The 22,718-nt window shown below is 62.5% G+C and carries 18 protein-coding genes, 6 tRNA genes and 1 pseudogene; 19 read left to right on the forward strand and 6 right to left on the reverse strand.

Going from position 1 to position 22,718, the window contains the following annotated elements; genetic code table 11:
• Window positions 1–57: 57 nt before the first annotated feature.
• The 3 genes from BLW71_RS03675 (at window position 58) to BLW71_RS03685 (ending at window position 2,459) form a co-directional block, all read left to right on the forward strand.
• Window positions 58–1,308, forward strand: coding sequence for an aspartate kinase (locus BLW71_RS03675; protein ID WP_091793261.1), 1,251 nt, complete (start codon window positions 58–60; stop codon window positions 1,306–1,308).
• A gap of 181 nt (window positions 1,309–1,489) precedes the next feature.
• Window positions 1,490–1,583 (forward strand) — tRNA-Ser (locus BLW71_RS03680).
• 528 nt (window positions 1,584–2,111) lie between these two features.
• On the forward strand, window positions 2,112–2,459 hold the full coding sequence (locus BLW71_RS03685) for a hypothetical protein (protein ID WP_091793263.1): 348 nt from the start codon (window positions 2,112–2,114) through the stop codon (window positions 2,457–2,459).
• A gap of 153 nt (window positions 2,460–2,612) precedes the next feature.
• Here the strand turns inward: BLW71_RS03685 and fabI are convergent, their stop codons facing one another.
• Window positions 2,613–3,404 carry an enoyl-ACP reductase FabI gene (gene fabI, locus BLW71_RS03690; protein WP_091793265.1) on the reverse strand — a complete coding sequence of 264 codons (792 nt, stop codon included), beginning with the start codon at window positions 3,402–3,404 and terminating at the stop codon, window positions 2,613–2,615.
• 247 nt (window positions 3,405–3,651) lie between these two features.
• On the opposite strand from fabI, the gene BLW71_RS03695 reads away from it, so the two are divergent.
• The 5 genes and pseudogenes from BLW71_RS03695 (at window position 3,652) to BLW71_RS03715 (ending at window position 10,105) form a co-directional block, all read left to right on the forward strand.
• Window positions 3,652–5,490: an extracellular solute-binding protein gene (locus BLW71_RS03695; RefSeq protein ID WP_502686824.1), complete on the forward strand. Its 1,839-nt coding sequence runs from the start codon at window positions 3,652–3,654 to the stop codon at window positions 5,488–5,490.
• A gap of 40 nt (window positions 5,491–5,530) precedes the next feature.
• A complete protein-coding gene (locus BLW71_RS03700; protein WP_091793269.1) occupies window positions 5,531–6,568 on the forward strand; it encodes a microcin C ABC transporter permease YejB in 1,038 nt (345 codons plus the stop codon).
• Window positions 6,568–7,674: an ABC transporter permease gene (locus tag BLW71_RS03705; protein ID WP_091793272.1), complete on the forward strand. Its 1,107-nt coding sequence runs from the start codon at window positions 6,568–6,570 to the stop codon at window positions 7,672–7,674. Before BLW71_RS03700 ends, BLW71_RS03705 begins: the two co-directional genes overlap by 1 nt.
• Window positions 7,671–9,303 (forward strand): annotated as a pseudogene (locus BLW71_RS03710) (ABC transporter ATP-binding protein). The gene BLW71_RS03705 and the pseudogene BLW71_RS03710 overlap by 4 nt, the downstream one beginning before the upstream one ends.
• Window positions 9,304–9,439: 136 nt before the next feature.
• The gene (locus BLW71_RS03715) at window positions 9,440–10,105 is read left to right on the forward strand and encodes a C40 family peptidase (RefSeq protein WP_091793274.1); all 666 of its coding nucleotides are present in this window, start codon (window positions 9,440–9,442) and stop codon (window positions 10,103–10,105) included.
• 151 nt (window positions 10,106–10,256) lie between these two features.
• Here BLW71_RS03715 and BLW71_RS03720 read toward each other — a convergent pair whose 3' ends face one another.
• Window positions 10,257–11,213 (reverse strand): patatin-like phospholipase family protein, encoded by a 957-nt coding sequence (locus tag BLW71_RS03720; RefSeq protein ID WP_091800352.1) that lies wholly within the window; start codon window positions 11,211–11,213, stop codon window positions 10,257–10,259.
• Between the two features lie 402 nt (window positions 11,214–11,615).
• Between BLW71_RS03720 and gltX the strand changes: the two genes are divergently transcribed.
• The 7 genes from gltX to BLW71_RS03755 all read left to right on the forward strand — a co-directional run bounded on the left by gltX (window position 11,616) and on the right by BLW71_RS03755 (window position 14,535).
• Window positions 11,616–13,025, forward strand: coding sequence for a glutamate--tRNA ligase (gene gltX, locus BLW71_RS03725; protein WP_091793275.1), 1,410 nt, complete (start codon window positions 11,616–11,618; stop codon window positions 13,023–13,025).
• 122 nt (window positions 13,026–13,147) lie between these two features.
• Window positions 13,148–13,223 (forward strand) — tRNA-Ala (locus BLW71_RS03730).
• 155 nt (window positions 13,224–13,378) lie between these two features.
• Window positions 13,379–13,454, forward strand: a tRNA-Glu gene (locus tag BLW71_RS03735).
• A gap of 103 nt (window positions 13,455–13,557) precedes the next feature.
• Window positions 13,558–13,634: transfer RNA gene (locus BLW71_RS03740), tRNA-Asp, on the forward strand.
• 61 nt (window positions 13,635–13,695) lie between these two features.
• A tRNA-Glu gene (locus tag BLW71_RS03745) sits at window positions 13,696–13,771 on the forward strand.
• A gap of 80 nt (window positions 13,772–13,851) precedes the next feature.
• Window positions 13,852–13,928, forward strand: a tRNA-Asp gene (locus BLW71_RS03750).
• Between the two features lie 142 nt (window positions 13,929–14,070).
• Window positions 14,071–14,535 carry a GNAT family N-acetyltransferase gene (locus tag BLW71_RS03755; protein WP_091793277.1) on the forward strand — a complete coding sequence of 155 codons (465 nt, stop codon included), beginning with the start codon at window positions 14,071–14,073 and terminating at the stop codon, window positions 14,533–14,535.
• 79 nt (window positions 14,536–14,614) lie between these two features.
• Here BLW71_RS03755 and BLW71_RS03760 read toward each other — a convergent pair whose 3' ends face one another.
• A complete protein-coding gene (locus BLW71_RS03760; RefSeq protein WP_091793279.1) occupies window positions 14,615–15,517 on the reverse strand; it encodes an AraC family transcriptional regulator in 903 nt (300 codons plus the stop codon).
• Window positions 15,518–15,690: 173 nt separating this feature from the next.
• Between BLW71_RS03760 and rraA the strand changes: the two genes are divergently transcribed.
• A complete protein-coding gene (gene rraA, locus BLW71_RS03765) occupies window positions 15,691–16,185 on the forward strand; it encodes a ribonuclease E activity regulator RraA (RefSeq protein WP_091793280.1) in 495 nt (164 codons plus the stop codon).
• A 72-nt stretch (window positions 16,186–16,257) separates the two neighbouring features.
• Window positions 16,258–16,659 (forward strand): gamma-glutamylcyclotransferase family protein, encoded by a 402-nt coding sequence (locus BLW71_RS03770; RefSeq protein ID WP_091793281.1) that lies wholly within the window; start codon window positions 16,258–16,260, stop codon window positions 16,657–16,659.
• 216 nt (window positions 16,660–16,875) lie between these two features.
• On the opposite strand, the gene aceB is transcribed toward BLW71_RS03770, so the two are convergent.
• Together aceB and BLW71_RS03780 are read right to left on the reverse strand one after the other, a co-directional pair.
• Complete coding sequence (gene aceB, locus BLW71_RS03775; RefSeq protein WP_091793283.1) at window positions 16,876–18,486, reverse strand: malate synthase A; 1,611 nt, start codon at window positions 18,484–18,486, stop codon at window positions 16,876–16,878.
• Window positions 18,487–18,568: 82 nt separating this feature from the next.
• The gene (locus BLW71_RS03780; protein ID WP_091793285.1) at window positions 18,569–19,393 is read right to left on the reverse strand and encodes a haloacid dehalogenase type II; all 825 of its coding nucleotides are present in this window, start codon (window positions 19,391–19,393) and stop codon (window positions 18,569–18,571) included.
• 180 nt (window positions 19,394–19,573) lie between these two features.
• Here BLW71_RS03780 and BLW71_RS03785 point away from each other — a divergent pair, with 180 nt between their 5' ends.
• Window positions 19,574–20,476, forward strand: a complete 903-nt coding sequence (locus BLW71_RS03785) for a LysR family transcriptional regulator (RefSeq protein ID WP_091793287.1) — start codon at window positions 19,574–19,576, stop codon at window positions 20,474–20,476.
• A 190-nt stretch (window positions 20,477–20,666) separates the two neighbouring features.
• Window positions 20,667–21,101, forward strand: a complete 435-nt coding sequence (locus BLW71_RS03790) for a universal stress protein (protein WP_091793288.1) — start codon at window positions 20,667–20,669, stop codon at window positions 21,099–21,101.
• A 241-nt stretch (window positions 21,102–21,342) separates the two neighbouring features.
• Here the strand turns inward: BLW71_RS03790 and aceA are convergent, their stop codons facing one another.
• Window positions 21,343–22,647, reverse strand: coding sequence for an isocitrate lyase (gene aceA, locus BLW71_RS03795; protein WP_091793290.1), 1,305 nt, complete (start codon window positions 22,645–22,647; stop codon window positions 21,343–21,345).
• Window positions 22,648–22,718 lie beyond the last annotated feature (71 nt).

Here is a 22,718-nt window from a genome sequence, read left to right on the forward strand (position 1 = left end):
TTTTGTGCGGTCGTCTCCAGCGCGCCAGCGCGGTTTCTCCTCCAGTTCAGAACGACAATGGCACTCATCGTACACAAATACGGCGGCACCTCGATGGGCTCGGTCGAGCGCATCAAGAATGTCGCCAAGCGCGTCGCGAAATGGCACAAGGCTGGCCACAAGATGGTCGTCGTGCCGTCGGCGATGTCCGGCGAAACCAACCGCTTGCTCGGTCTCGCGAAAGACATCGCGGCTCAACCGAGCCCGCGCGAACTCGACATGATCGCCGCTACGGGCGAGCAGGTCAGCTCGGGACTGCTCGCCATCGCGCTGCAGGAAGCCGGCGTCGACGCGGTCAGCTACGCCGGCTGGCAAGTGCCGGTCAAAACGGATAGCGCATTCACGAAGGCGCGTATCAGCGAAATCGACGGCGAGCGCGTGCTGCGCGATCTCGACGCGGGCAAGGTGGTGGTGATCACCGGCTTCCAGGGCGTCGACCCTGACGGCAATATCACCACGCTTGGCCGTGGCGGTTCGGATACGTCGGCGGTCGCGGTCGCGGCTGCGTTGAAAGCCGATGAGTGCCTGATCTACACGGACGTCGACGGTGTCTACACGACCGACCCGCGCGTGGTGGAAGAAGCGCGCCGGCTCGATCGCGTGACGTTCGAAGAAATGCTGGAAATGGCAAGCCTGGGTTCGAAGGTGCTGCAGATCCGCTCGGTGGAATTCGCCGGCAAATATCAGGTGAAGACGCGTGTGCTGTCGAGCCTGACCGATCCGCTGATACCGCTCGACGCTGAAATGAAGTCGGGCACCCTGATTACTTTTGAAGAAGACGAGACCATGGAAAAAGCAGTCATCTCGGGCATCGCGTTTCAGCGCGACGAAGCTCGCATCGCCGTGATGGGTGTGCCCGACAAGCCGGGCATCGCGTACCAGATTCTCGGCCCGGTGGCGGACGCGAATATCGACGTCGACATGATCATCCAGAACCAGAGCGTGGAAGGCAAAACGGCGTTCACGTTCACGGTTGGCCGCGGCGACTATCAACGCGCCATGGACATCCTCACGGGCCAGGTGAAGGGCCACGTGCAGGCCGAGCAGGTGCTGGGCGATCCGAAGGTGTCGAAGGTGTCGGTGGTCGGCGTGGGTATGCGCTCGCACGTCGGTATCGCAAGCACGATGTTCCGCACGCTGTCGGAAGAGGGCATCAATATCCAGATGATCTCGACCTCCGAAATCAAGATCTCGGTGTTGATCGACGAGAAGTATATGGAGCTCGCCGTGCGCGCGCTGCATAAAGCGTTCGAACTGGATCAAGCGTAATTTGCTTTGAACAACGGGGCGTACAAGAGCGCTCCGTTTGTTTTGCGTGGTCGATGTGAATAAATTGCGTCGTCAATGACAAAACTGGCACAAAAAATGTTCGCCAGACATTGACCTTCGTGGTTCGGCCCGCTATTATCTTGGCTTCGTCGCGCTGACTCCCTGCGCGACCGAAAGTTTGGGAGACGTGGCCGAGAGGTCGAAGGCACTCCCCTGCTAAGGGAGCATCTGGGCCAAAACCTGGATCGAGGGTTCGAATCCCTCCGTCTCCGCCAGAAGTGGTAGAGAGAACCCCGCAGAGTCTAGGCTCTGCGGGGTTTTTGTTTTTTGGCGCGTTATTCGCTGCGCCGGCAGGCAAAGTCGGATGGGTTTCCGGTGGTTTCGTTATTGCTGATATCTCGTTAGAGCGCAGTCCGAGCGTGAGCATTTGCGTGCGCTGACAGAGCAGGATCGAAACCAAAGAATGATTGGGTATCCTGCATATCGTAGTCTGCATGGTTGATGTCTGGTGCCATGCGTTGCGGGCCGTCTATATTGCCGTCGGCCGGATACCCGGTGGCCGGACGGGCAGGCAACTAGGTTTCCATGCATCGCGCCGCACACTGCGGACCGTGCGCTGCTACGGCCGCACGCGCCGATTACAACACCCCCACTTCTTCACCAAAACCTCGTCCAATGTAACGAGACGTAACCGGTCCCTCGTGAACGCGATCTTATGCATCAGTTATTACAAAGTTGAAATACGCGGAAGGGCACCTTGCGCTATATTTCCGCCAACAACACATTCTTCCAAAGGGTGATCGATGAAGTCCGCTCGTCTTGTTCCGCTTCTGATCGGGGTTTTCGCGTTGGGCGCGTCGGGTGCAGCAATGGCCGGCGGCGTCAACATTGGTGTCAACATCGGCATTCCCGCACCGGTTTACGTTGCGCCGGCACCGGTTTATGCACCGCCTCCGCCGCCTCCGCCGCCGGTCGTCTATCAACCGGCCCCTGTGTACTACGGTGGCCCCGCGATCGTGATCGGCTGGCATGGCGACCGCTATTGGGACGGCCGCCGCTACTGGGCGCGCGATGACTGGTACCGTCATCATCCCCCGGGCCGTTACGACTATGGCCGCGACCACTACGACAATCACCGCGGCTGGCACTAAGCCTTCAGACCGCGATTGATCGAAGCGCAAAGTCAAAGAAAAACCGCCCGTGAGGGCGGTTTTCTTTTGGGCCTCTGCAACAGGCCCGTGAAACGTAGCGGCGTGAACAACGGCGCCAAGCCACGCCACGCATCGCTCACGCGAAAGACGCGCTCACTCCGCAACAGCAGCCATACCGCCCACCACCGCGCTAAACCCGCTATCGACGTGCACGATTTCCGCCGTCACACCGGCCGCCAGATCCGACAGCAGGAAAGCCGCTGTATTGCCCACCTGTTCGATCGTCACGTTGCGCTTGAGCGGCGCATTCTGTTCGACGAACTCGAGAATTTTGCCGAACCCCTTGATTCCGCTCGCAGCCAGCGTCTTGATCGGACCCGCCGAAATGCCGTTGACGCGCACGCCTTTCGCGCCGAGCGAGACCGCCAGATAGCGCACGCTCGCTTCGAGCGAAGCCTTGGCGAGACCCATGGTGTTGTAATTCGGAATCGCGCGCTCGGCGCCGAGATAGCTGAGCGTGAGCAACGACGCGTCCGGCGTGAACAGGGGCTGCGCGGCCTTCGCGAGCGCGGGGAAGCTGTACGCGGAGATGTCGTGCGCGATGCGGAAATTTTCGCGCGTCATGCCGTCGAGGAAATCGCCGGCGATCGCTTCGCGCGGCGCAAAGCCGATCGAATGAACGAGACCGTCGAGGCCGTCCCAATGTTGCCTGAGCGAGGCGAAGAGGGCGTCGATCTGCGCGTCGTCGGCGACGTCGCAGGGGAACACCAGGTCGCTGCCGAACTCGCCGGCGAACTCCGTGATGCGCTCCTTGAAGCGCTCGCCGACATAGGTGAACGCCAGTTCGGCGCCTTCTCGCTTGCAGGCCTGCGCGATGCCGTAGGCGATCGAGCGGTTCGACAACAGGCCGGTTAGCAGGATGCGTTTGCCAGCGAGGAAGCCCATGGTATCTCCTGATCGGATGGGCGCGCCGCGCACCTCGACGCTGTGTGCAAGGTACGTGCGGATCGCGCGGGTTTATTGGGTAGAATTCTCTCACACTGCACTTGTCCCACTGACCAACAAGGCCCTTATGACAACTGGCTCGCGACGGGTTCCAACGCCTCGCGCACCTCGGTGCCGCGTGATTCACAGACCCTCGCGCGCCGGCCTCGCGATCGTGCCGCGGTCCTGGCGCTCCACCTGCGCCGCCATGATGTGCACCGTGCTGGCCTTGGCCGGTTTGCTTGTGGCGCCGCGCGCGCACGCGGTCTATGCGATCGCGCAATACGGCGACCCGAAATATCCGGCGGATTTCAAGCACTTCGACTACGTGAACCCGGAGGCACCGAAGGGCGGCACGCTGGTGCTGGCCAATCCGAGCCGCCTTACCAGCTTCGATAAATTCAATCCGTTCACACTGCGCGGCAATACCGCACCCGGTGTGGACCTCATGTTCGAAAGCCTCACCACAGGCAGCAGCGACGAGGTGGCGTCCGCCTACGGGCTGCTTGCCGACGACATCGACATCGCGCCGGACGGCTTGTCCGTCACGTTCCACATCAATCCGCGCGCGCGTTTTTCGAACGGCGATCCGGTCACCGCCGACGACGTCAAGTTTTCGCTCGATACGCTGAAAAGCCCGCAGGCCGCGCCGCAGTTCGCATCGATCTTCGGCGAGATCACCCGCGCGGTGGTGGTCGACCCGCACACGATCCGCTTCGAGTTTCACCAGCGCAATCGCGAGCTGCCGCTACTCGCGGGCGGCATGCCGGTGTTCTCGCGTAAGTGGGGGATGAAGCCGGACGGCAGCCGGATTCCGTTCGACCAGCTCGCGTTCGAGAAGCCGATTGGCAGCGGTCCTTATCTGATCGAACAGTACGACAACGGCCGCACGATTACGTATCGTCGCAACCCCAATTACTGGGGCGCGGGGCTGCCGGTGCGTGTCGGCATGAATAACTTCGATCGCATCGTCTATAAGCTGTATTCGGACAGCACCGCGCGACTCGAGGCCTTCAAGGCCGGCGAATACGACGCGCTGGTCGAGTATGTGGCACGCAATTGGGTGCGACGTGACGTCGGCAAGAAGTTCGATAACGGCGAGCTGATCAAGCAGGTGTTTCCGCAACATAACGGCACCGGCATGCAGGGCTTCATGCTGAACACGCGGCGCCCGTTGTTTCAGGACGTTCGCGTGCGCAAGGCGCTCGATCTCGCACTCGACTTTCAGTGGCTCAATCGCCAGTTGTTCTTCAATCAGTACACGCGTATCGACAGTTTCTTCGCCAATACGGAATTGCAGGCGAAGGGGCTGCCAACGCCCGGTGAGCTGGCGTTGCTCGAACCATGGCGCGCGAAGCTCGATCCGGCGGTGTTCGGCCTGCCGCCGAAGCAGCCGGACACCGATCCGCCCGGCTCGCTGCGCGCCAATCTGCTGCAGGCGCGCACATTGTTGCAACAGGCCGGCTGGACCTACCGCGACGGCGCATTGCGCAACGCCAAAGGCGAGCCGTTCCGCTTCGAGATTCTCGACGACTCCGGCTCGTCCGCGCAGATGGAGCCGATCGTCGCGACCTTCATCCGCAATCTGCAGAAGCTCGGCATCGAGGCCACGTTCCGTGTGTCCGATTTCGCGGTCTATCAGAAGCGCCTGGATAGCTTCGATTTCGACACCACCACCATTCGCATGCCGGACGTGCAGGTGCCGGGTTCGGAGCAGATCGAGCGCTTCGGCAGCAAGGCGGCGGCTACGCCAGGTTCTGACAACATGATCGGCCTGAAGTCGCCCGCCGTCGATGCCATCCTGAGCGCGCTCGTGCACGCGCAGACGCGCGAGCAACTGATCGACGCCACGCACGCGCTCGACCGCGTGCTGATGCATGGCTACTATGTCGTGCCGCACTGGTACAGCGCGACGCATCGGGTGGCGTTCAAGCGCGGGCTTGCGTGGCCGAAAACACTGCCCCTGTACTATTCAGCGGAAGGCTGGATCACGTCGATGTGGTGGTTCGCGCAGCCGCAGCCGCAAGCCCAGGCCCAGCCGCGCTAACGCATCATTCATTCATCGCCTTCGCACCGGAAACGCCGCCATGTGGAGCTACATCCTCAAACGTCTGCTGCTCATGATCCCGACCTTGCTCGGCGTGCTGACGCTGACCTTCGCCGTGATCCAGTTCGTCCCCGGTGGCCCGGTCGAGCAGATGCAGCACGAGTTGCGCAAAGGCGCGGAGAACGGCGCGCCGTTCGGGCTGCGCGCGCATAGCGGCGTCGACGCGCAGCAGATCGCGCAACTGAAAGCGCTCTACGGCTTCGACAAACCGCCGCTGGAGCGCTATGCGCTGATGCTCAAGCGCTTCTCGACGTTCGATCTCGGCCAGAGCTATTTCCGCCACCAAAGCGTGTGGTCGCTGATCGTCTCCAAGCTGCCGGTCTCGATCAGCATCGGCTTATGGACGTTCTTTCTCACGTATCTGATCTCGGTGCCGCTCGGCATTGCGAAGGCGATACGCAATGGCTCGCGCTTCGACGTCGCCACGAGCCTCGTGGTGCTGATCGGCTACGCGATTCCGGGCTTCGTGCTGGGCGTGTTGCTGCTCGTGCTGTTCGGCGGCGGCACGTTCCTCCAACTCTTTCCGCTGCGCAATCTCACGTCGGACAACTGGGCGCAGTTGAGTGTCGCCGGCAAGGTGCTCGACTATCTGTGGCATATCGCGTTGCCGATCACGGCCTCGGTCGTGGGCAGTTTCGCGGTGGTCACCATGCTGACGAAAAACGCCTTTCTCGACGAGATCCGCAAGCAATACGTGCTGACCGCGCGCGCCAAAGGTCTGTCCGAAAAGCGTGTGCTGTGGAAGCACGTGTTCCGCAATGCGCTGTTGCCGCTGATCGTCGGTTTTCCGGCCGCGTTTATCGGCGCGTTCTTTACCGGCAGTCTGCTGATCGAAACACTGTTTTCGCTCGACGGCCTCGGGTTGCTGTCGTACGAATCGGTGGTGCGGCGCGACTATCCGGTCGTGCTCGGCACGCTGTATCTGTTCACGCTGATCGGTCTTGCGACCAAGCTGATTTCCGATCTTTGCTATGTGTGGGTCGATCCCCGCATCCAATTCGAACAACTGGAGCGCTGATGAATCGAGCCCGTCTTTCCGCCGATGCGTCGGCGCGCGCCGAAACCGCGCGCGCGTTCGTCTCGCCTTCGCCCGCGCGCCGTGTGTGGCAGCGCTTTCGCCAGCAGCGTCTGGGCTACTGGAGCCTGATCGTGTTCGTCGTGGCGTTTGCGGCGAGCCTCGCGGGTCCGCTGTGGTCGAACGACAAGCCGCTCGTGGTGCGCTATGACGGCAACCTGTATTTCCCGATGTTCAAGACGTACGCAGAGACCACGTTCGGCGGTGATTTCCCGACGCCGGCCGATTATCTCGATCCGTATGTCAAGCAGCGTTTCGACACGCCAGGCAACTTCGCGCTGTATCCGCCGAATCGCTACTACTACGACACGTTGAATTACTTTTCGAAGGCGCCCAATCCGGCGCCACCATCGCGCGACAACTGGCTCGGCACCGACGACCGCGGGCGCGACCTGTTCGCGCGTCTTCTGTACGGCTTTCGCGTCTCGGTGGAGTTCGGGCTGGTGCTCACGCTGATCGGTACGATTCTCGGTATCGCGGCGGGCGCCGTGCAGGGTTATTTCGGAGGACGTACCGATATCATCGGGCAGCGCCTGATCGAAATCTGGAGTGCGATGCCCGAGCTGTATCTGCTGATCATCTTCTCGTCGATCTTCGAGCCGGGCTTCATTCTGCTGATCGTGCTGCTTTCGCTATTCGGCTGGATCGGCCTGTCCGATTACGTGCGCGCGGAGTTTCTGCGCAATCGCCATCAGGACTATGTGCGCGCGGCGCGCGCGATGGGGCTGTCGAACTGGCAGATCATGTGGCGGCATGTGCTGCCCAATAGCCTGACGCCCGTGATCACGTTCCTGCCGTTTCGCATGAGTGGCGCGATTCTCGCGCTGACGAGCCTCGACTTTCTCGGCCTGGGCGTCCCGTCGCCGACACCGAGCCTCGGTGAACTGCTCGCGCAAGGCAAGGCGAATCTCGACGCCTGGTGGATCTCGCTGTCCACCTTCGGCGTGCTGGTGGCGATGCTGCTGCTGCTGACCTTCATGGGCGATGCGCTGCGCAACGCGCTCGATACGCGCATCTCTGATGCCATGCGCGCCGGAGGCAATCAATGAGCGCCGCCTTGCAGAACGAAGCGCCACAGGCCGCCACGCCGTTGCTCGAACTTGAGCATCTGCACGTGAGCTTCGGCAATGCGGTCGCGGTGAGCGACGTCACGCTTGCGATCCAGCGCGGCGAACGGGTCGCGCTGGTCGGCGAATCAGGTTCAGGCAAGAGCGTGACCGCGCTGTCGATCCTGCGCCTCCTGAGCGACGCGCAGGTAAGCGGGTCGATCCGTTTCGACGGCGAAGACCTGCTTGCCAAGAGCGAGCGCGAAATGCGCGGCATGCGCGGCTCGGACATCGCGATGATCTTCCAGGAGCCGATGACCGCGCTCAATCCGCTCTATACGGTCGGCGACCAGATCGCGGAAACCATCGTCGTGCACGACGGGGTGAGCGCACACGAGGCGCGCAAACGCGCGGTGGCGCTGCTGGGGCGCACCGGCATCGCCGAGCCCGGCAAGCGCGTGAACAGCTATCCGCATCAGCTTTCCGGCGGCCAGCGCCAGCGCGCGATGATCGCGATGGCGCTGGCGTGCCGTCCGCGTCTACTGCTGGCCGACGAGCCGACCACGGCGCTCGACGTGACGATTCGCGCGCAGATCGTCGAACTGCTGCTGGAGTTGCAACGCGATGAAGCGGAAAAAACGCGGCATGGCGGTCCTGCTGATTACGCACGATCTGAATCTGGTGCGCCACTTCGCGCAACGCATCGCGGTGATGGAGAAGGGCGTCCTGGTGGAAAGCGGGCCGGTCGAGCGGGTGTTCGGGGCGCCGCAACATCCGTACACGCAGCGTTTGCTGGCGAGCCGCCCTGAACGCACGGTCGTGCCCGTGCTGCCGATTTCGCCGGTGCTGCTCGAAGCGCGCGAAATTTCGGTCGATTTCAAAACGAAGCTGCCAGGCTTTAGCGGCTGGTTCCGCTCGGGGCGGTTTCGCGCGGTCGCGGACGCGAATGTGTCCGTGCGCCAGGGTGAGACGTTGGGAATCGTCGGCGAATCGGGTTCGGGCAAATCGACGCTGGCGATGGCGTTGCTCGGTCTGCAACGCACCACGCATGGCGAGATCGAGTTTCAGGGCAGGCCGCTCGGCAGCTACCGCGGCGCCGAACAGACCGCCTTGCGCTCGAACATGCAGGTCGTCTTTCAGGACCCGTTCAGTTCGCTTTCGCCGCGCCAGACCATCGAGCGGATCGTCGGTGAAGGGCTCGCGCTGCACCGGCCGGACATGACGCCGCAAGCGCGGCGCGACAAGGTGATCGCGGTGTTGCGCGAAGTCGGCCTCGACCGCACGGTGTTGCAACGCTATCCGCACGAGTTCTCCGGCGGCCAGCGTCAGCGGATCGCCATTGCGCGCGCGCTCGTGCTGGAGCCGCGCATTCTGATCCTCGACGAACCGACCAGCGCGCTCGATGTTTCCATCCAGCAGCAAGTGCTGAAACTGCTCGCGGGGTTGCAACACAAGTACAACCTGGGCTTCGTTTTCATCAGCCACGATCTGGCTGTGATCGGGGCAATGGCGCACCGTGTCGCGGTCATGCAAAACGGTTCGATCGTGGAAACGGGGGAGGTTGAGAAGATTTTTGCGACCCCCGCCCACCCCTACACTCGAAAGCTACTGAAAGCAGCCCTTGACCATTGATTTTTCACCCTTTCACCAATTGGGTGCGTGTCCCGATTGAATTTTTCTATTTGTTTTGACACGTGAATACTTACTGGCTAGTATCGACCAAACTTTTTCCGTAGCCCTCTGATTTTTAGGCAAAAAATACCGACCAATGCAGGATAGAAACCTAACCCAGGCTTGCACGCGCGTCGTCGCCGGGATGTTCATTGGCGTCTTGATGGCAGCAGCTCCCGGCGCGTTCGCCGACGAAGTAAGCAGTTTCAATCAGAATGCCTCATATTCGACCCTCAACGGGTCGAATTCTTTGTCCACTCCCAATTCGCAAGCCACCGCTCCCGATAGCGACAGCGGCGCCAAATCGTTCCTCTCCGGCATGGCCGGAAAAGCGGGCGACGTGGTCGTCGGTGCACTGAACATGATCGGCGTGCGTTACCGCTGGGGCGGCAACACGCCGGATTCCGGGCTCGATTGCAGCGGTTTCGTCCGCTACGTGTTCCAGGACACGCTCGGTATGGCGCTGCCGCGCCGGGCCGAGGAAATGAGCCGTGTCGGCGAGAAGGTTCGCGTGAGCGATCTGAAGCCGGGCGATCTGGTGTTCTTCAACACCATGCGCCGTACGTTCTCGCACGTTGGCATCTACATCGGCGACAACAAGTTCGTGCATTCGCCTTCCACGGGCAGCACGATCCGCGTCGACGACATGGATAGCGGGTATTGGGAAAAGCGCTTCACCGGCGCGCGCCGGATCGAGACGTCCTATCAGGACGGTCAGGATCTGCGCAAGCGCGTGAACGCGGCAATCGGCGGCAATCAGTAACGGATTGTGCGGATCACGCGGCCTGCGCCGCAGCCGTTCCTGCGTAAAAAAGCCTGCTTCGTTCGAAGCAGGCTTTTTTGCATTTGAGCGGAGCGGCTGACGGGGCTGCTTCCGCTTCGGAAGCCCTTGCAGGTCCGCGGTTCAGGTCCGCTTACACCGCGGCGCGGCTCGCTGCCAACTTGCGTTGTAGTTCCGGCATCATCTTCGCCACCGCTTCTTCGCCGGCCAGAATCGCGGCGTTGCGCTGGGAGAAATCACTGCCACTCATGGCGGCCAGATTTGGCCGGATCACGATGTCCGCGTATTTGTCGAGTTCGTAGGCCTTGATCGTCTGACCCATGATCGTGAAGGTCTGCATCAGCACATCGAACGAGCTGGCCGTCAGGCCGCTTTCCGGGCGCTGCGAGATATCCACGGCAATCACGAAATCCGCGCCCATCTTGCGCGCGAAGGAAGCCGGCACCGGGCTCACCAGGCCGCCGTCCACATACTCCCGCCCGCCGATCTTTACCGGCTCGAAAATCGACGGCACGCTGCATGACGCGCGTACCGCGACGCCGGTGTTGCCGCGCTGGAACAGGATCGGCTGGCCGCTCTTCAGGTCGGTGGCGACCACGCCGAGCGGCTTGGCCATTTTCTCGATCGGACGGTTGTTGAGCGTCGTGTTCAGGTAGTTCTGCAGCGCGACGCCTTGCAGGAAGCCGCGCGTGCGAAAGGGCATGGCCCAGTCGCTGATCGACGCTTCGTCCATAGTCAAGGCGAGCTTGTTCAGCGCAAAGCCGTTCATGCCCGACGCGTACAGCGCGCCGACCACCGAGCCGGCACTCGTGCCGGCCACCAGATCGATCTGGATATTGCGTGCCTCGAGGCCCTTGATCACGCCGATGTGCGCGAAGCCGCGCGCGGCGCCGCCGCCGAGGGCGAGCGCGACGCGCAGCGGCCGCTGCGGCTTGTCGAGCGGCGGCGTATTCGTGGTGGGCGTGGCAGGGGTGGCGGCGACAGGCGCGAGATCGGTTTTACTGCCGGTCGTGGTGCAGGCGGCCAGCACGGCGGATGCGGCGGCCAGTGAAAAATGGCGGCGGGCGAGGCGGGGCGATGAGGGCTTCAACGAGTTCTCCAGCAACGGCTCGGGCAACGCGAAAAACGTCACCCTGGCCGCGATCGGGCGGATAGTCAGACGACAGAATCGCCGGCGGCGATTCCATGCGCTGTGGATCCAACTCCAGCCGCAGCGCGCGCACATCATAAATCAAAGCTCAACGCGTGCGGCGGCGTGGTAATGAAACGTTGCAGAGGAAGCCCTCGGGTCCCGCAAGGCGCGGCATGCAGGACGTATTGGCCGTTCGGACGAGGGCAGGCAACCCTCCGGCGGAAGGTATAATTCGCCTCTCGTATTTAATTCCTTCGTGTCCATGCGCGGCGCCTGCTCGCCGCATGGGCGCGCTCCGCTGCCGCGCTTCACGGGTGATGTCCGCCCGGGCGCCGGCGCCTGTCTTCCGAGTAACCGCTAATGACCACCTCCGTTCGTACCCGTTTCGCACCGAGTCCCACCGGCTTCATCCACCTCGGCAACATTCGCTCCGCGCTCTACCCGTGGGCGTTCGCGCGCAAGATGAAAGGGACCTTCGTGCTGCGAATCGAGGACACCGACGTGGAGCGTTCCACTTCCGAATCCGTCGACGCCATTCTCGAAGGTATGGCGTGGCTCGGCCTCGATTTCGACGAAGGTCCGTTCTACCAGATGCAGCGCATGGACCGTTACCGCGAAGTGCTCAAGCAGATGCAGGACGCCGGGTTGGTGTACCCGTGCTACATGTCGACGGAAGAGCTCGACGCGTTGCGTGAGCGTCAGCGCGAAGCCGGCGAGAAGCCGCGCTATGACGGCACGTGGCGTCCGGAACCGGGCAAGGTGCTGCCGCAGCCGCCGGCGGGCGTGCAGCCGGTACTGCGCTTCCGTAACCCGCTCACCGGCGTGGTGGCATGGGACGACGCGGTGAAGGGCCGCATCGAGATCTCGAACGAAGAGCTCGACGACCTCGTGATCGCGCGTCCGGACGGCACGCCGACCTACAACTTCTGCGTGGTGGTCGACGATCTGGACATGCGCATCACGCACGTGATTCGCGGCGACGATCACGTCAACAACACGCCGCGCCAGATCAACATTCTGCGCGCGCTCGGTGGCGAGCCGCCGGTCTACGCGCACTTGCCGACCGTGCTGAACGAGCAGGGCGAGAAGATGAGCAAGCGCCACGGCGCGATGAGCGTGATGGGTTATCGCGACGCCGGTTTCCTGCCGGAGGCGGTGGTCAACTATCTGGCGCGCCTCGGCTGGTCGCATGGCGACGCGGAGATTTTCACGCGTGAACAGTTCGTCGAGTGGTTCGATCTGGAGCATCTGGGCAAGTCGCCGGCCCAGTATGACCACGACAAGCTGAACTGGCTGAACGCGCACTACATCAAGGAAGCCGACAACGCGCGCCTCGCGGAGCTGGCCAAGCCGTTCTTCGTCGAGTTGGGTATCGACGAAGCCGCGCTCGCCCAGGGCGCCGATCTGACAGCCGTCGTGGGCTTGCTGAAGGATCGTGCATCCACGGTGAAGGAGATCGCAGAGAATGCCGCGATGTTCTATCGCGCACCGGCGCCTGATGCCGAGTCCGTCGCGCAACACGTGACCGACGCCGTGCGTCCGGCGCTCGCCGATCTGGCCGCCGCGCTGAAGAGCGTGGAGTGGACCAAGGAAGCGATCGCTGCGGCATTGAAGGCAACGCTCGGCGCGCACAAGCTGAAGATGCCGCAGTTGGCCATGCCGGTGCGTCTGCTGGTGGCGGGCACCACGCATACACCGTCGATCGACAGCGTCCTGATGCTGTTTGGGCGTGATGTTGTCGTTGGCCGTATCGAAAAAGCGCTGGGCTAATTGCGCTCGCGCGTGCCTTGAGCGGGTTTGCATGCGACTTGTGAAAAAAGTCGCATGCAATTGCTCAAAGGGTATTTACAAAGCGCAAATTGGCCTCTAGAATCTCGTTTCTGTTCTGCAAGGGGGGTATAGCTCAGCTGGGAGAGCGCTTGCATGGCATGCAAGAGGTCAGCGGTTCGATCCCGCTTACCTCCACCATCAGAGCAGAGTGAAGTTGTTCCGAAGTCTGGAACTTGTAGCAAAAAAGACTTCACAAACGGCTGTAACGTAGTTAGAATATCGGTCTTTGCTGCTGATGAAACAGAAGTTAGCGTAAATTAGCAGCAAGATAAAGACAGATCTGAAAAGATTATGTCCCCTTCGTCTAGAGGCCTAGGACATCACCCTTTCACGGTGAGTACAGGGGTTCGAATCCCCTAGGGGACGCCAAACATCAGCGTCGCTTTAGTGTTCCGAGTTCAGCTCGGTTGGCAGTAAGGTAGCGCAGCTTGCAGAGAAATAACCGACGCTCGCAAGCCAGGGTGTAAAGACTGGAGTGGTAGTTCAGTCGGTTAGAATACCGGCCTGTCACGCCGGGGGTCGCGGGTTCGAGTCCCGTCCACTCCGCCAGACAAAGCCCGTTCATCCAAACTTGAACGGGCTTTTTCATTAAAGGTGTAAGCAGTACGTTGTCCCCTTCGTCTAGAGGCCTAGGACATCACCCTTTCACGGTGAGTACAGGGGTTCGAATCCCCTAGGGGACGCCAGCATATCGGCGTCGTTCGGTTGGAAGTTTGAGCGATGCAGCGGTCATTGAGCCGGTCTCATAGGCTGCGGTGCAAAATCTGGAGCGGTAGTTCAGTTGGTTAGAATACCGGCCTGTCACGCCGGGGGTCGCGGGTTCGAGTCCCGTCCGCTCCGCCAGATTTGAGAAAGCCCACTTCGAAAGAAGTGGGCTTTTTTTATTCCGCTCTCCATTGCGCCTGGGTATGCTCGGGACAAACAGCCATTGCCAGCGCGCACCGCCTGTTTTACCGTTGACCCGACTCATCTTCGTCGCTCCGCCATGTTCGATCCCACCGAAGCTCCGTTGCCGTTTCATCTGCGCAAAGCCAGCATGGACGATTTCGAGTTCGCCGAGGCGCTGACTCGCAACAACATGGGCGGTTACTATCGTCGCCACCATCTGGTGTGGCGTGGCGATCTGTTTCTCGGTAGCTGGCGCGAATCGGAGAATTTCATTCTCGAAGTGGACGGCACGCCGATCGGCGTGTTGCGCATCACGCAAGAGGGCGATTCGCTGCATATCCGCGACGTGCAGATTGCCGAAGGCCATCGCCGGCTCGGCGCCGGCACCTATCTGCTCGATGTCTCGCATCAATGGGCGCGCGAGCGTGGGTTGCGCGAGTTGCAACTGCGCGTGTTCGTCGACAACCCCGCCGCGCGGCTCTATCAACGCAAAGGCTATAAGCTGACCGGGCCGCGGCTTGCGCAACTGGGCGCGATCCGTCATCTGGCGCGACGGGTTTAGTGGCCGCTTGTGAGGCGTACGGTCTCAGATGCCGCAGTTGGCAAAGGTCGGATTCGAGGCGCGCGTTTTATTCACTTAATCAGCGTTCGGCATCGCGCGATGCATCCGCGCGGTCCTGCGCCGCCGTCTCGCTGTCCGTCTCCGCGTCGCGATGCTCTCCATGCTCCACCCGATGTTCCGAGCCACGCTCGATGAACGCGCGCGGACTTTCACCGAACGCGCGGCGGAACATCGCGGAAAATGCGCTCTGACTCTGATAGCCCAGTTCCAACGCGACATGCGAGAGCGGCCGCCCCTGACTCAACAGCGGAATCGCACGCGCCAGAATCGCTTGCTGGCGCCATTGCGAAAAACTCACCCCCAACTCCTGACGAAACAGCCGCGCAATGGTGCGTGTACTCGCGCCCACGCTGGACGCCCATTGCTCGAGCGATTCACCATGCGTCGGATCCGCAATGACCGCTTCGCACAAAGCGCGCAGCCGCTTTTCGTTGGGCATCGGCACGGAGAGCGGCAACGGCTCCGAGCGTGTCAATTCGTCGAGTGCGAGCGCGCCGAGCAACTGCTCGCGGGTGGCCGAGATGCCGGGCGTGTCGAGCGCGGCGATCACTTCGCGCAGCAGGTCCGAGACTTCGACCACGCGCGGTGTATCGAGCCCGGCCGGCACCGTGCTTTCGGTGATGTAGAGGGTGCGCAGGAAGGCGTCTTCGACGGCGACCACTTCGTGCGTCACGTGCGGCGGCACCCAGATTGCGCGCGATGGCGGCACCATCCACGTCGTGCCGGTGGTCGCGACCCGCAGCACGCCGCGCGACGCGTAGGCCACCTGTGCCCACGCGTGGGTGTGACGCGCGATGCGCCAGCCCGACGGCATTTGCCGGGAGCGTACGCGGATGGGATGCGTTTCGGTCGGCTGGAACTCGGGCGGAATGTCGGCGAAGCGCACGAAGCTCGACAGGTCTGAGTCGACGGACGAAGTCATGATGAAGATCGATCCCGATAACGGAACACGAGAAGCGCGGACCCGCAAAGTAGTCCGGTGACGCCGCAATGAGAAGCCCGCTACGGCAAACCGCCGCGGGCTTCTCATTGTAGGTGTTGCGTGGCACCCGGCGTTGCATAATGTCCCGATTACCCGGACACGAGGAGAACTTCATGAGCTTTGCTACCGCGGACTTGTGCGACGCGCACGAGGATCAGTTGGCGCTCGGCACGTTGCGCGTGCTCGAGCCGGTCTTTCACCTGTTCAGCCGCGCCGAGTGTTTCAGCGGTGAGGCGGTGACGTTGAAGGTCTTCGAAGACAATGCACTCGTGCGGGCCACGCTCGAAGAGCAGGGCGCGGGCCGTGTGCTGGTGGTCGACGGCGGCGGCAGCCTGCGGTGCGCGCTGGTGGGCGGCAACCTTGCGCAGATTGCGCAACAGAATGGCTGGGCGGGCATCGTGCTGAACGGCTGTGTGCGCGATACGCTGGAACTGAATGAAGTCAACGTCGGCATCGCGGCGTTGGCAACCTGCCCGCGGCGTGGCCAGAAGCGCGGCACCGGCGAGCGTGACGTGGCGGTACAGTTGCCCGGCGCGCTGGTGCGTCCCGGTGAGTGGATCTACGCGGATATCGACGGCGTGCTCGTGGCGAGCGCGGCGCTGAACTGAACCTCGGGCTGGACTCAGGCTCGAACGGAATCACAGGCCACCCGAACCCCCATTCAAGGAGAACAAACGACGATGCAGACCGTCTTTGTATACGGCACATTGCGCGCCGGTGAAGTGAACGACATCAGCCAGGCGGCGGCGCGCAACGAGATCGACGCCCCCAATCTGCTCGGCACGGCCACGGTCCGCGGCCATCTTTTCGATTTCGGCTTGTACCCGGGCCTCGTGGTCGACGAAGCCGGCGTCGACGTGATCGGCGACGTGTATGAGATCGACGATCAGCTGGTCGCCGTGCTCGACGAAATCGAAGCGGTCTATCCGGGTGTCGAGGATCGTTTCCTCGCTCGCGAAGTGATGGTGAAAGTCGACGGCAATGTCGTGAACTGCCGCTTCTATCCCGTTGCGCCGGGTGCGGTGAAAGGCTTGCCCGAAATCCGATCGGGTGACTGGGTCGAGTACCGCAGCACGCGCTGACTGAAGTGCCGCCTGCAGTGCTGCCCGCAGCGCCGACTGAACCCGTCACGCGCACATAAAAAAAGCGGCCCGGCAAGCATACGCCTGTCGGGCCGCCCGGTCGGTCAGCCTTGCGACTCAAGCCGCTTTCGCGCGCTGTCCGTGACACGCGAAGGCGGGCTTGCTACTGCGTCGTCCGTTATCGATGCATCTGCTGCGTGAGGCCTGCTGCCGGCCTCAGATCTCTTCGTACAGCGGCAATGTCAGGAAATCGGTGAACTGTTCCGAGGTCGACATTTCCTCGAAGATCTGCGCGGCGCGCTCATACGGCTTCGTATCACCGCCCACGGCCTGCTTCACCTTGTCGAGTTCCTGTGCCGACAACTCGCGCACCAGCTCGGCCGTGACCTTGCGGCCGTCTTCGAGCTTGCCCTTCGGCGAGCGAATCCATTGCCACACCTGCGAACGCGAGATTTCCGCCGTGGCGGCATCTTCCATCAGGTTGTGAATCGGCACGCAGCCATTGCCCGCGAGCCATGCGCCCAGGTAGTGGATGCCGACGTTGATGTTGTTGCGCAGACCGGCTTCGGTGATCGGCGCTTCCGGACGGAAGTCCGTCAGGTCGGTTGCCTTGACGAGCACGTCGTCGCGTTGCTTGCCGATCTGGTTCGGCGTGTCGCCGAGCACCTTGACGAACTCTTCCATCGCGATCGGCACGAGGCCCGGATGCGCGACCCAGCCGCCGTCGTAGCCGTCGCCGGCATCGCGTGCCTTGTCCGAGCGCACGCCGGCCATCGCCTTCTCGTTCGCGGCCGGATCGTTCTTGATCGGAATCAGCGCGCTCATGCCGCCAATTGCCGGCGCATTGCGGCGATGGCAGGTCTTCAGCAGCAGCAGCGCGTAGGCCCGCATGAACGGCGAGGTCATGGTGATCTGCGAGCGGTCGGCGAGGCAGAAGTCACGGTCGGCCTTGAACTTCTTGATCGCCGAGAAGATGTAGTCCCAGCGGCCGGCGTTCAGGCCCGAGCTATGTTCGCGCAGTTCATACAGGATCTCGTCCATTTCGAAAGCGGCGAGGATCGTTTCGATCAGCACCGTCGCGCGAATCGTGCCGCGCGGCACGCCGACCGCTTCCTGCGCGGCGACGAAAATATCGTTCCACAGACGCGCTTCGAGATGGCTCTCCATCTTGGGCAAATAGAAGTACGGGCCGGAGCCGCGCGCGACCAGCTCCTTCGCGTTGTGCACCATGAAGAGCGCGAAGTCGAAGATGCCACCCGACACGCGCTTGCCGTCCACCTTCACGTGCTTCTCGTCGAGGTGCCAGCCGCGCGGACGCACGATCAGCGTGGCGACCTTGTCGTTCAGCGTGTACGACTTGCCGTTCTGCTCCAGCGAAATCGTGCGGCGCACCGCGTCCTTCAGATTGATATGGCCGGTGATCTGGTTATCCCAACTCGGCGCATTCGAATCTTCGAAGTCGGTCATGTACGAATCCGCGCCTGAATTCAGCGCGTTGATGATCATCTTGCGCTCGACCGGCCCGGTGATTTCCACGCGGCGGCATTGCAGGTCCTGCGGCAGCGGCGCGATTTTCCAGTCGCCGTCACGCACGTTTTTCGTTTCCGCGAGAAAGTCGGGGCGCTCGCCGGCGTCGAGGCGCCGGGTGCGTTCCGCGCGCGCCTGCAACAACTGCTGACGGCGCGGCTCAAAAGTGCGATGCAGCGCGGCGACGAGTTCGAGCGCTTCGCGCGTGAGAATTGCTTCATAGTCCGGCTTGATCTCAGCCTTGATTTCCATGCCTTGGGGCAGCTGCAGCGACGATTGCGATGACTGCGGGTTCGCCATGTTTTCTCCTTGGTCGGTCAGATTGCAAAGATGCAAATGTTGAAAAGCGGTTGGTGTGCGTCGCGTAGTCCAGTAGTAGCCGTTACGCGCCAGGGCTGTGGCGTGTGCGGCTGCCGCCGGAGCCGCTGGTGCGGCCGGGCGACGCGAGGGTTTTCAGGAAAGCGAGCAGATCGGTCATGCCTCCGCCCGCGCCATGCGGCGTGACGCCCAGTTCTTCGGCTGGTGCGTTTTGCCGGTTGAGCCAGAAAGTCGTGAAGCCGAACCACGCCGCGCCGGCCACGTCCCAACCGTTCGACGACACGAAGACGATCTCGCGCGGTTCGGCGTCGAAGGTTTGCGTGCCCAGCGCGTAAGCGGCAGGCGAGGGTTTGTAGGCGCGCACGGCGTCGACGGATAACACGTGGTCGAACAGGCCCGTCATGCCGGCGCTCTTCACGGCGACGTCGAGCATTTGCGGATTGCCGTTCGAGAGAATCGCGAGGTGCGCACGGGAAGCGGATTCGCCGCTGGCGGATGCCTGCGAGGTCAAAGACTCGCCGCGCGACAGGCGCAAGAGGCGCAACGCGGGCACGGCGTCGGGGAAAGCGGACAGGCACGCATACTCGTCCATCAAACGTTTTTCGGCCGTGCGGCCGAGCGTGAGCTGGAGTTTTTTCGCGGCGAAACGCAGCGCGTCGAGCGTGATGTCCCAGAACGGCCGGTAGTGCGCGCCGGGTGCGGCAGCCGGAGCGGCAAGCGTGCGCAGCTGCGTGTATTCGATCTGTTTCTGGCGCCACAGTTGCGAGAGCGCATCGCCGTGGCCCGGAAACATCTGCTCCGCGGCAGCGATCACCGAATGCACGTCGAAGAGCGTGCCGTAGGCGTCGAAAATCACTGCTTTAGGGGAGTGTGTCGTTGTGGCCGACATTGCCGTGCGCTCCTATCAGAGGTCAGGATGGATTGTATTAGTGATGCTCTGCGCTAAAAAAGAGGCTAAACATCACTTGATCTTTTACTTTCATACACCTAATCTGACGCGCACCGACCACCATTGCGCGTCGCTTCTCAACGAAATTTCCGTACTGGGACGGCGCGGCTTCAATCGCTTATGGACCGTTTCAAGCAGATCGAGACTTTCGTGACCGTCGCGGCCAAAGGCAGCCTGTCTGCCGCGGCTACGGCGGAAGGCGTCGCGCCGGCTATCATCGGCCGCCGCATCGACGCGCTCGAAGAGCGCCTCGGCGTCAAATTGCTGGTGCGCACCACGCGCAAGCTCACGCTGACCTTCGAAGGCTCGGCCTTTCTCGAAGACTGCCAGCGCATCATTCACGACATGCAGAACGCGGAAGCCAGCGTGTCGGCGGGCGGCGTCAAGGCGAGCGGCCATCTGCGGCTCTCCGCGCCGGCGGGCTTCGGGCGCCGGCACGTCGCGCCGCTCGTGCCGTCGTTCACGGTCGCCCATCCGGACGTGTCGATCACGCTCGACCTGTCCGACCGCCTCGTCGATCTGGTCAACGAGGGTTTCGATTGCGCGGTGCGTCTCGGCGAATTGCCGGATTCGTCGCTGGTGTCGCTCAAGCTCGGCGAGAACCGCCGCGTCTGCGTGGCGTCGCCGTCGTATCTGAGCCGGCGCGGCGCGCCCCACAGCCTCGCCGACCTCGCGCATCACAACTGTCTCGCGCTCGGCGCGAGCGCCAACCAGCAGCGCGGCTGGATGTTCCAGCAGGGCGACAAGGTGGTGTCGATCAAGGTGTCCGGCACGATGGAATGCTCGGACGGCGCGGTGCTGCACGAGTGGTGTCTCGAAGGCTACGGTCTCGCGTGGCGCTCGTGGTGGGAGGTCGGCACGGATATCGCGGCCGGACGGCTTGTCAGCGTGCTCGACGAATTCGCCGCACCACCCATCGGCATTCATGCGGTGTTTCCGCAGCGCCGCCATTTGCCGTTGCGGGTGAGACTGTTCCTGGATTTTCTCAAGCATACGTACGGGCATCCCGGTTACTGGGGCTGACGCCGGCCAGGCTCGCGATGGCGCGCCCGGCGATTGCGTCGCCGGCAATACGGGGTTTCCGATATGCGGACAGACCCTTGGCAGATTCATACGCTCAATTCCGCGACCTACAATCGATTGAAGCGGCCTTCGCGCCGCGCCTCGTTGGACGCTCACGCCGCGCTGCGCGAAGCCGGCGACGGAGGGCATCATGTTCAGGCACATCCTGGTTCCGACCGACGGTTCAGACCTGTCACGCAAGGCGATTGACGGCGCCATCGATCTCGCCCAAGCCGTCAACGCGCGCGTGACCGCCTACGCGTGTCTGCCGCAATATCCTTACTCGCCGTTCTCCGACGTGGTGGTCGAGCCGCCCTCCGAATTCCTGCAGCGCAGCGAGCGCGAAGCGCGGGTGCATCTGCGAGAAGTGGAAATGGCGGCGCGCCGTGTCGGCGTGACCGTCGACAGCCGGACCAGCGTGCACCCGGCGCCGTATCTCGGCATCATCGAAGCCGCGGAGCAGGGCGGCTGCGACGTGATCTTCATGGCGTCGCATGGGCGCCGTGGTCTGGGCAGCCTGCTGATCGGCAGCGAAACGCAGCGGGTGCTCACGCATACCAAGATTCCGGTCATCGTGTATCGCTGAGCCGAAACCGGAAGCCCACAAAAAACGCGCCGGCGGTGAGGCCGGCGCGCGCTGTGTTCGCCGCGCAATCTGTTGCGCTGGCTTTCTCTGCACTGCTGCGATCTCTCCCAGATTCAAGCCGTCGGCGCTAACCGTTCACGACCCGGCGCCCGGCGGCCTTGCTCCTCCCTGTGACGGCGGCTCTCTGACGAAAGCCGTAGTCCGTCTGTTGCCCTGTTGCTGCGATCGGCCTGCGGGTAAATTACGCGACCCGCTTGTCGAAGAACTGTTCGTCTTCCGTCGAGCCGTGCAGCGCGGTCGTCGAGGCTTCGCGTTCGACCGTTTGCGTCACGGCGTCGAAGTAACCCGTGCCCACTTCGCGCTGGTGCTTGACCGCGGTGAAGCCCTTTTCGGCCGCAGCGAATTCAGCCTGCTGCATTTCGACGAAGGCCGTCATCTGGTTGCGGGCATAGCCGTGCGCGAGGTTGAACATCGAGTAGTTCAGCGCGTGGAAGCCGGCCAGCGTGATGAACTGGAACTTGTAGCCCATCGCACCGAGTTCGCGCTGGAACTTGGCGATCGTCGCGTCGTCGAGGTTCTTCTTCCAGTTGAACGACGGCGAGCAGTTGTACGACAGCAGTTGATCCGGGTATTCCTTGTGGATCGCGTCAGCGAATTTCTTCGCGAACTCGAGGTCCGGCTTGCCGGTTTCGCACCAGATCATGTCGGCGTACGGCGCGTAGGCGAGGCCACGCGAGATCGCCTGTTCGAGACCCGGCTTCGTGCGGTAGAAACCTTCCACCGTGCGCTCGCCGGTCAGGAACGGCTTGTCGTTGTCGTCGATGTCCGACGTAATCAGGTCGGCGGCTTCCGCATCGGTACGAGCGAGCAGCACGGTCGGCGTGCCGGAGACGTCGGCGGCCAGACGCGCGGCTGTCAGCTTGGCGATGTTTTCGCGCGTCGGCACGAGCACCTTGCCGCCCATGTGGCCGCATTTCTTCACCGAAGCCAACTGGTCTTCGAAGTGCACGCCCGCTGCGCCCGCTTCGATCATCGCCTTCATCAGTTCGAACGCGTTCAGCACGCCGCCGAAGCCGGCTTCCGCATCCGCCACGATCGGCTGGAAGTAGTCCACGTAGCCTTCGTCGCCCGGATTCTTGCCTTCCGACCACTGGATCTGGTCAGCGCGGGTGAGCGTGTTGTTGATGCGTTTCACGACGAGCGGCACCGAGTTCGCCGGGTACAGTGACTGGTCCGGGTACATTTCACCGGCGACGTTCGCATCGCCCGCGACTTGCCAGCCCGACAGATAGATCGCCTTGAGGCCGGCCTTGACCTGTTGCATGGCCTGGTTGCCGGTCAGCGCGCCGAGCGAGTTGACGAACGGCTCGTTGTTCACGCTTTCCCACAGCTTTTGCGCACCGCGCTTGGCGAGCGTGTGCTCGACTTGCACCGAGCCACGCAGGCGGATCACGTCGTCAGCCGTGTAGCTGCGCTTCACGCCTTTCCAGCGCGGATCGGTTTCCCATTGCTGTTGAAGTTGCCTGGCTTGTTCTTGACGGGACATGATTTGCTCCTTGGTTGCCTGCAATGGCTGAATACTCTGTCGACCAGCGTCGCCGCGTGAGCGCTTGTTCT

The sequence above is a fragment of the Burkholderia sp. WP9 genome (assembly GCF_900104795.1).
Lineage (GTDB): Bacteria > Pseudomonadota > Gammaproteobacteria > Burkholderiales > Burkholderiaceae > Paraburkholderia.

Bases quoted from the DNA above. Each gene is read 5' to 3' on its own strand.
- BLW71_RS03675 (WP_091793261.1), top strand. From the start codon at position 58: ATGGCACTCATCGTACACAAATACGGCGGCACCTCGATGGGCTCGGTC.
- BLW71_RS03685 (WP_091793263.1), top strand. From the start codon at position 2,112: ATGAAGTCCGCTCGTCTTGTTCCGCTTCTGATCGGGGTTTTCGCGTTG.
- fabI (WP_091793265.1), bottom strand. From the start codon at position 3,404: ATGGGCTTCCTCGCTGGCAAACGCATCCTGCTAACCGGCCTGTTGTCG.
- BLW71_RS03695 (WP_502686824.1), top strand. From the start codon at position 3,652: ATGATGTGCACCGTGCTGGCCTTGGCCGGTTTGCTTGTGGCGCCGCGC.
- BLW71_RS03700 (WP_091793269.1), top strand. From the start codon at position 5,531: ATGTGGAGCTACATCCTCAAACGTCTGCTGCTCATGATCCCGACCTTG.
- BLW71_RS03705 (WP_091793272.1), top strand. From the start codon at position 6,568: ATGAATCGAGCCCGTCTTTCCGCCGATGCGTCGGCGCGCGCCGAAACC.
- BLW71_RS03715 (WP_091793274.1), top strand. From the start codon at position 9,440: ATGCAGGATAGAAACCTAACCCAGGCTTGCACGCGCGTCGTCGCCGGG.
- gltX (WP_091793275.1), top strand. From the start codon at position 11,616: ATGACCACCTCCGTTCGTACCCGTTTCGCACCGAGTCCCACCGGCTTC.
- BLW71_RS03755 (WP_091793277.1), top strand. From the start codon at position 14,071: ATGTTCGATCCCACCGAAGCTCCGTTGCCGTTTCATCTGCGCAAAGCC.
- BLW71_RS03760 (WP_091793279.1), bottom strand. From the start codon at position 15,517: ATGACTTCGTCCGTCGACTCAGACCTGTCGAGCTTCGTGCGCTTCGCC.
- rraA (WP_091793280.1), top strand. From the start codon at position 15,691: ATGAGCTTTGCTACCGCGGACTTGTGCGACGCGCACGAGGATCAGTTG.
- BLW71_RS03770 (WP_091793281.1), top strand. From the start codon at position 16,258: ATGCAGACCGTCTTTGTATACGGCACATTGCGCGCCGGTGAAGTGAAC.
- aceB (WP_091793283.1), bottom strand. From the start codon at position 18,486: ATGGCGAACCCGCAGTCATCGCAATCGTCGCTGCAGCTGCCCCAAGGC.
- BLW71_RS03780 (WP_091793285.1), bottom strand. From the start codon at position 19,393: ATGTCGGCCACAACGACACACTCCCCTAAAGCAGTGATTTTCGACGCC.
- BLW71_RS03785 (WP_091793287.1), top strand. From the start codon at position 19,574: ATGGACCGTTTCAAGCAGATCGAGACTTTCGTGACCGTCGCGGCCAAA.
- BLW71_RS03790 (WP_091793288.1), top strand. From the start codon at position 20,667: ATGTTCAGGCACATCCTGGTTCCGACCGACGGTTCAGACCTGTCACGC.
- aceA (WP_091793290.1), bottom strand. From the start codon at position 22,647: ATGTCCCGTCAAGAACAAGCCAGGCAACTTCAACAGCAATGGGAAACC.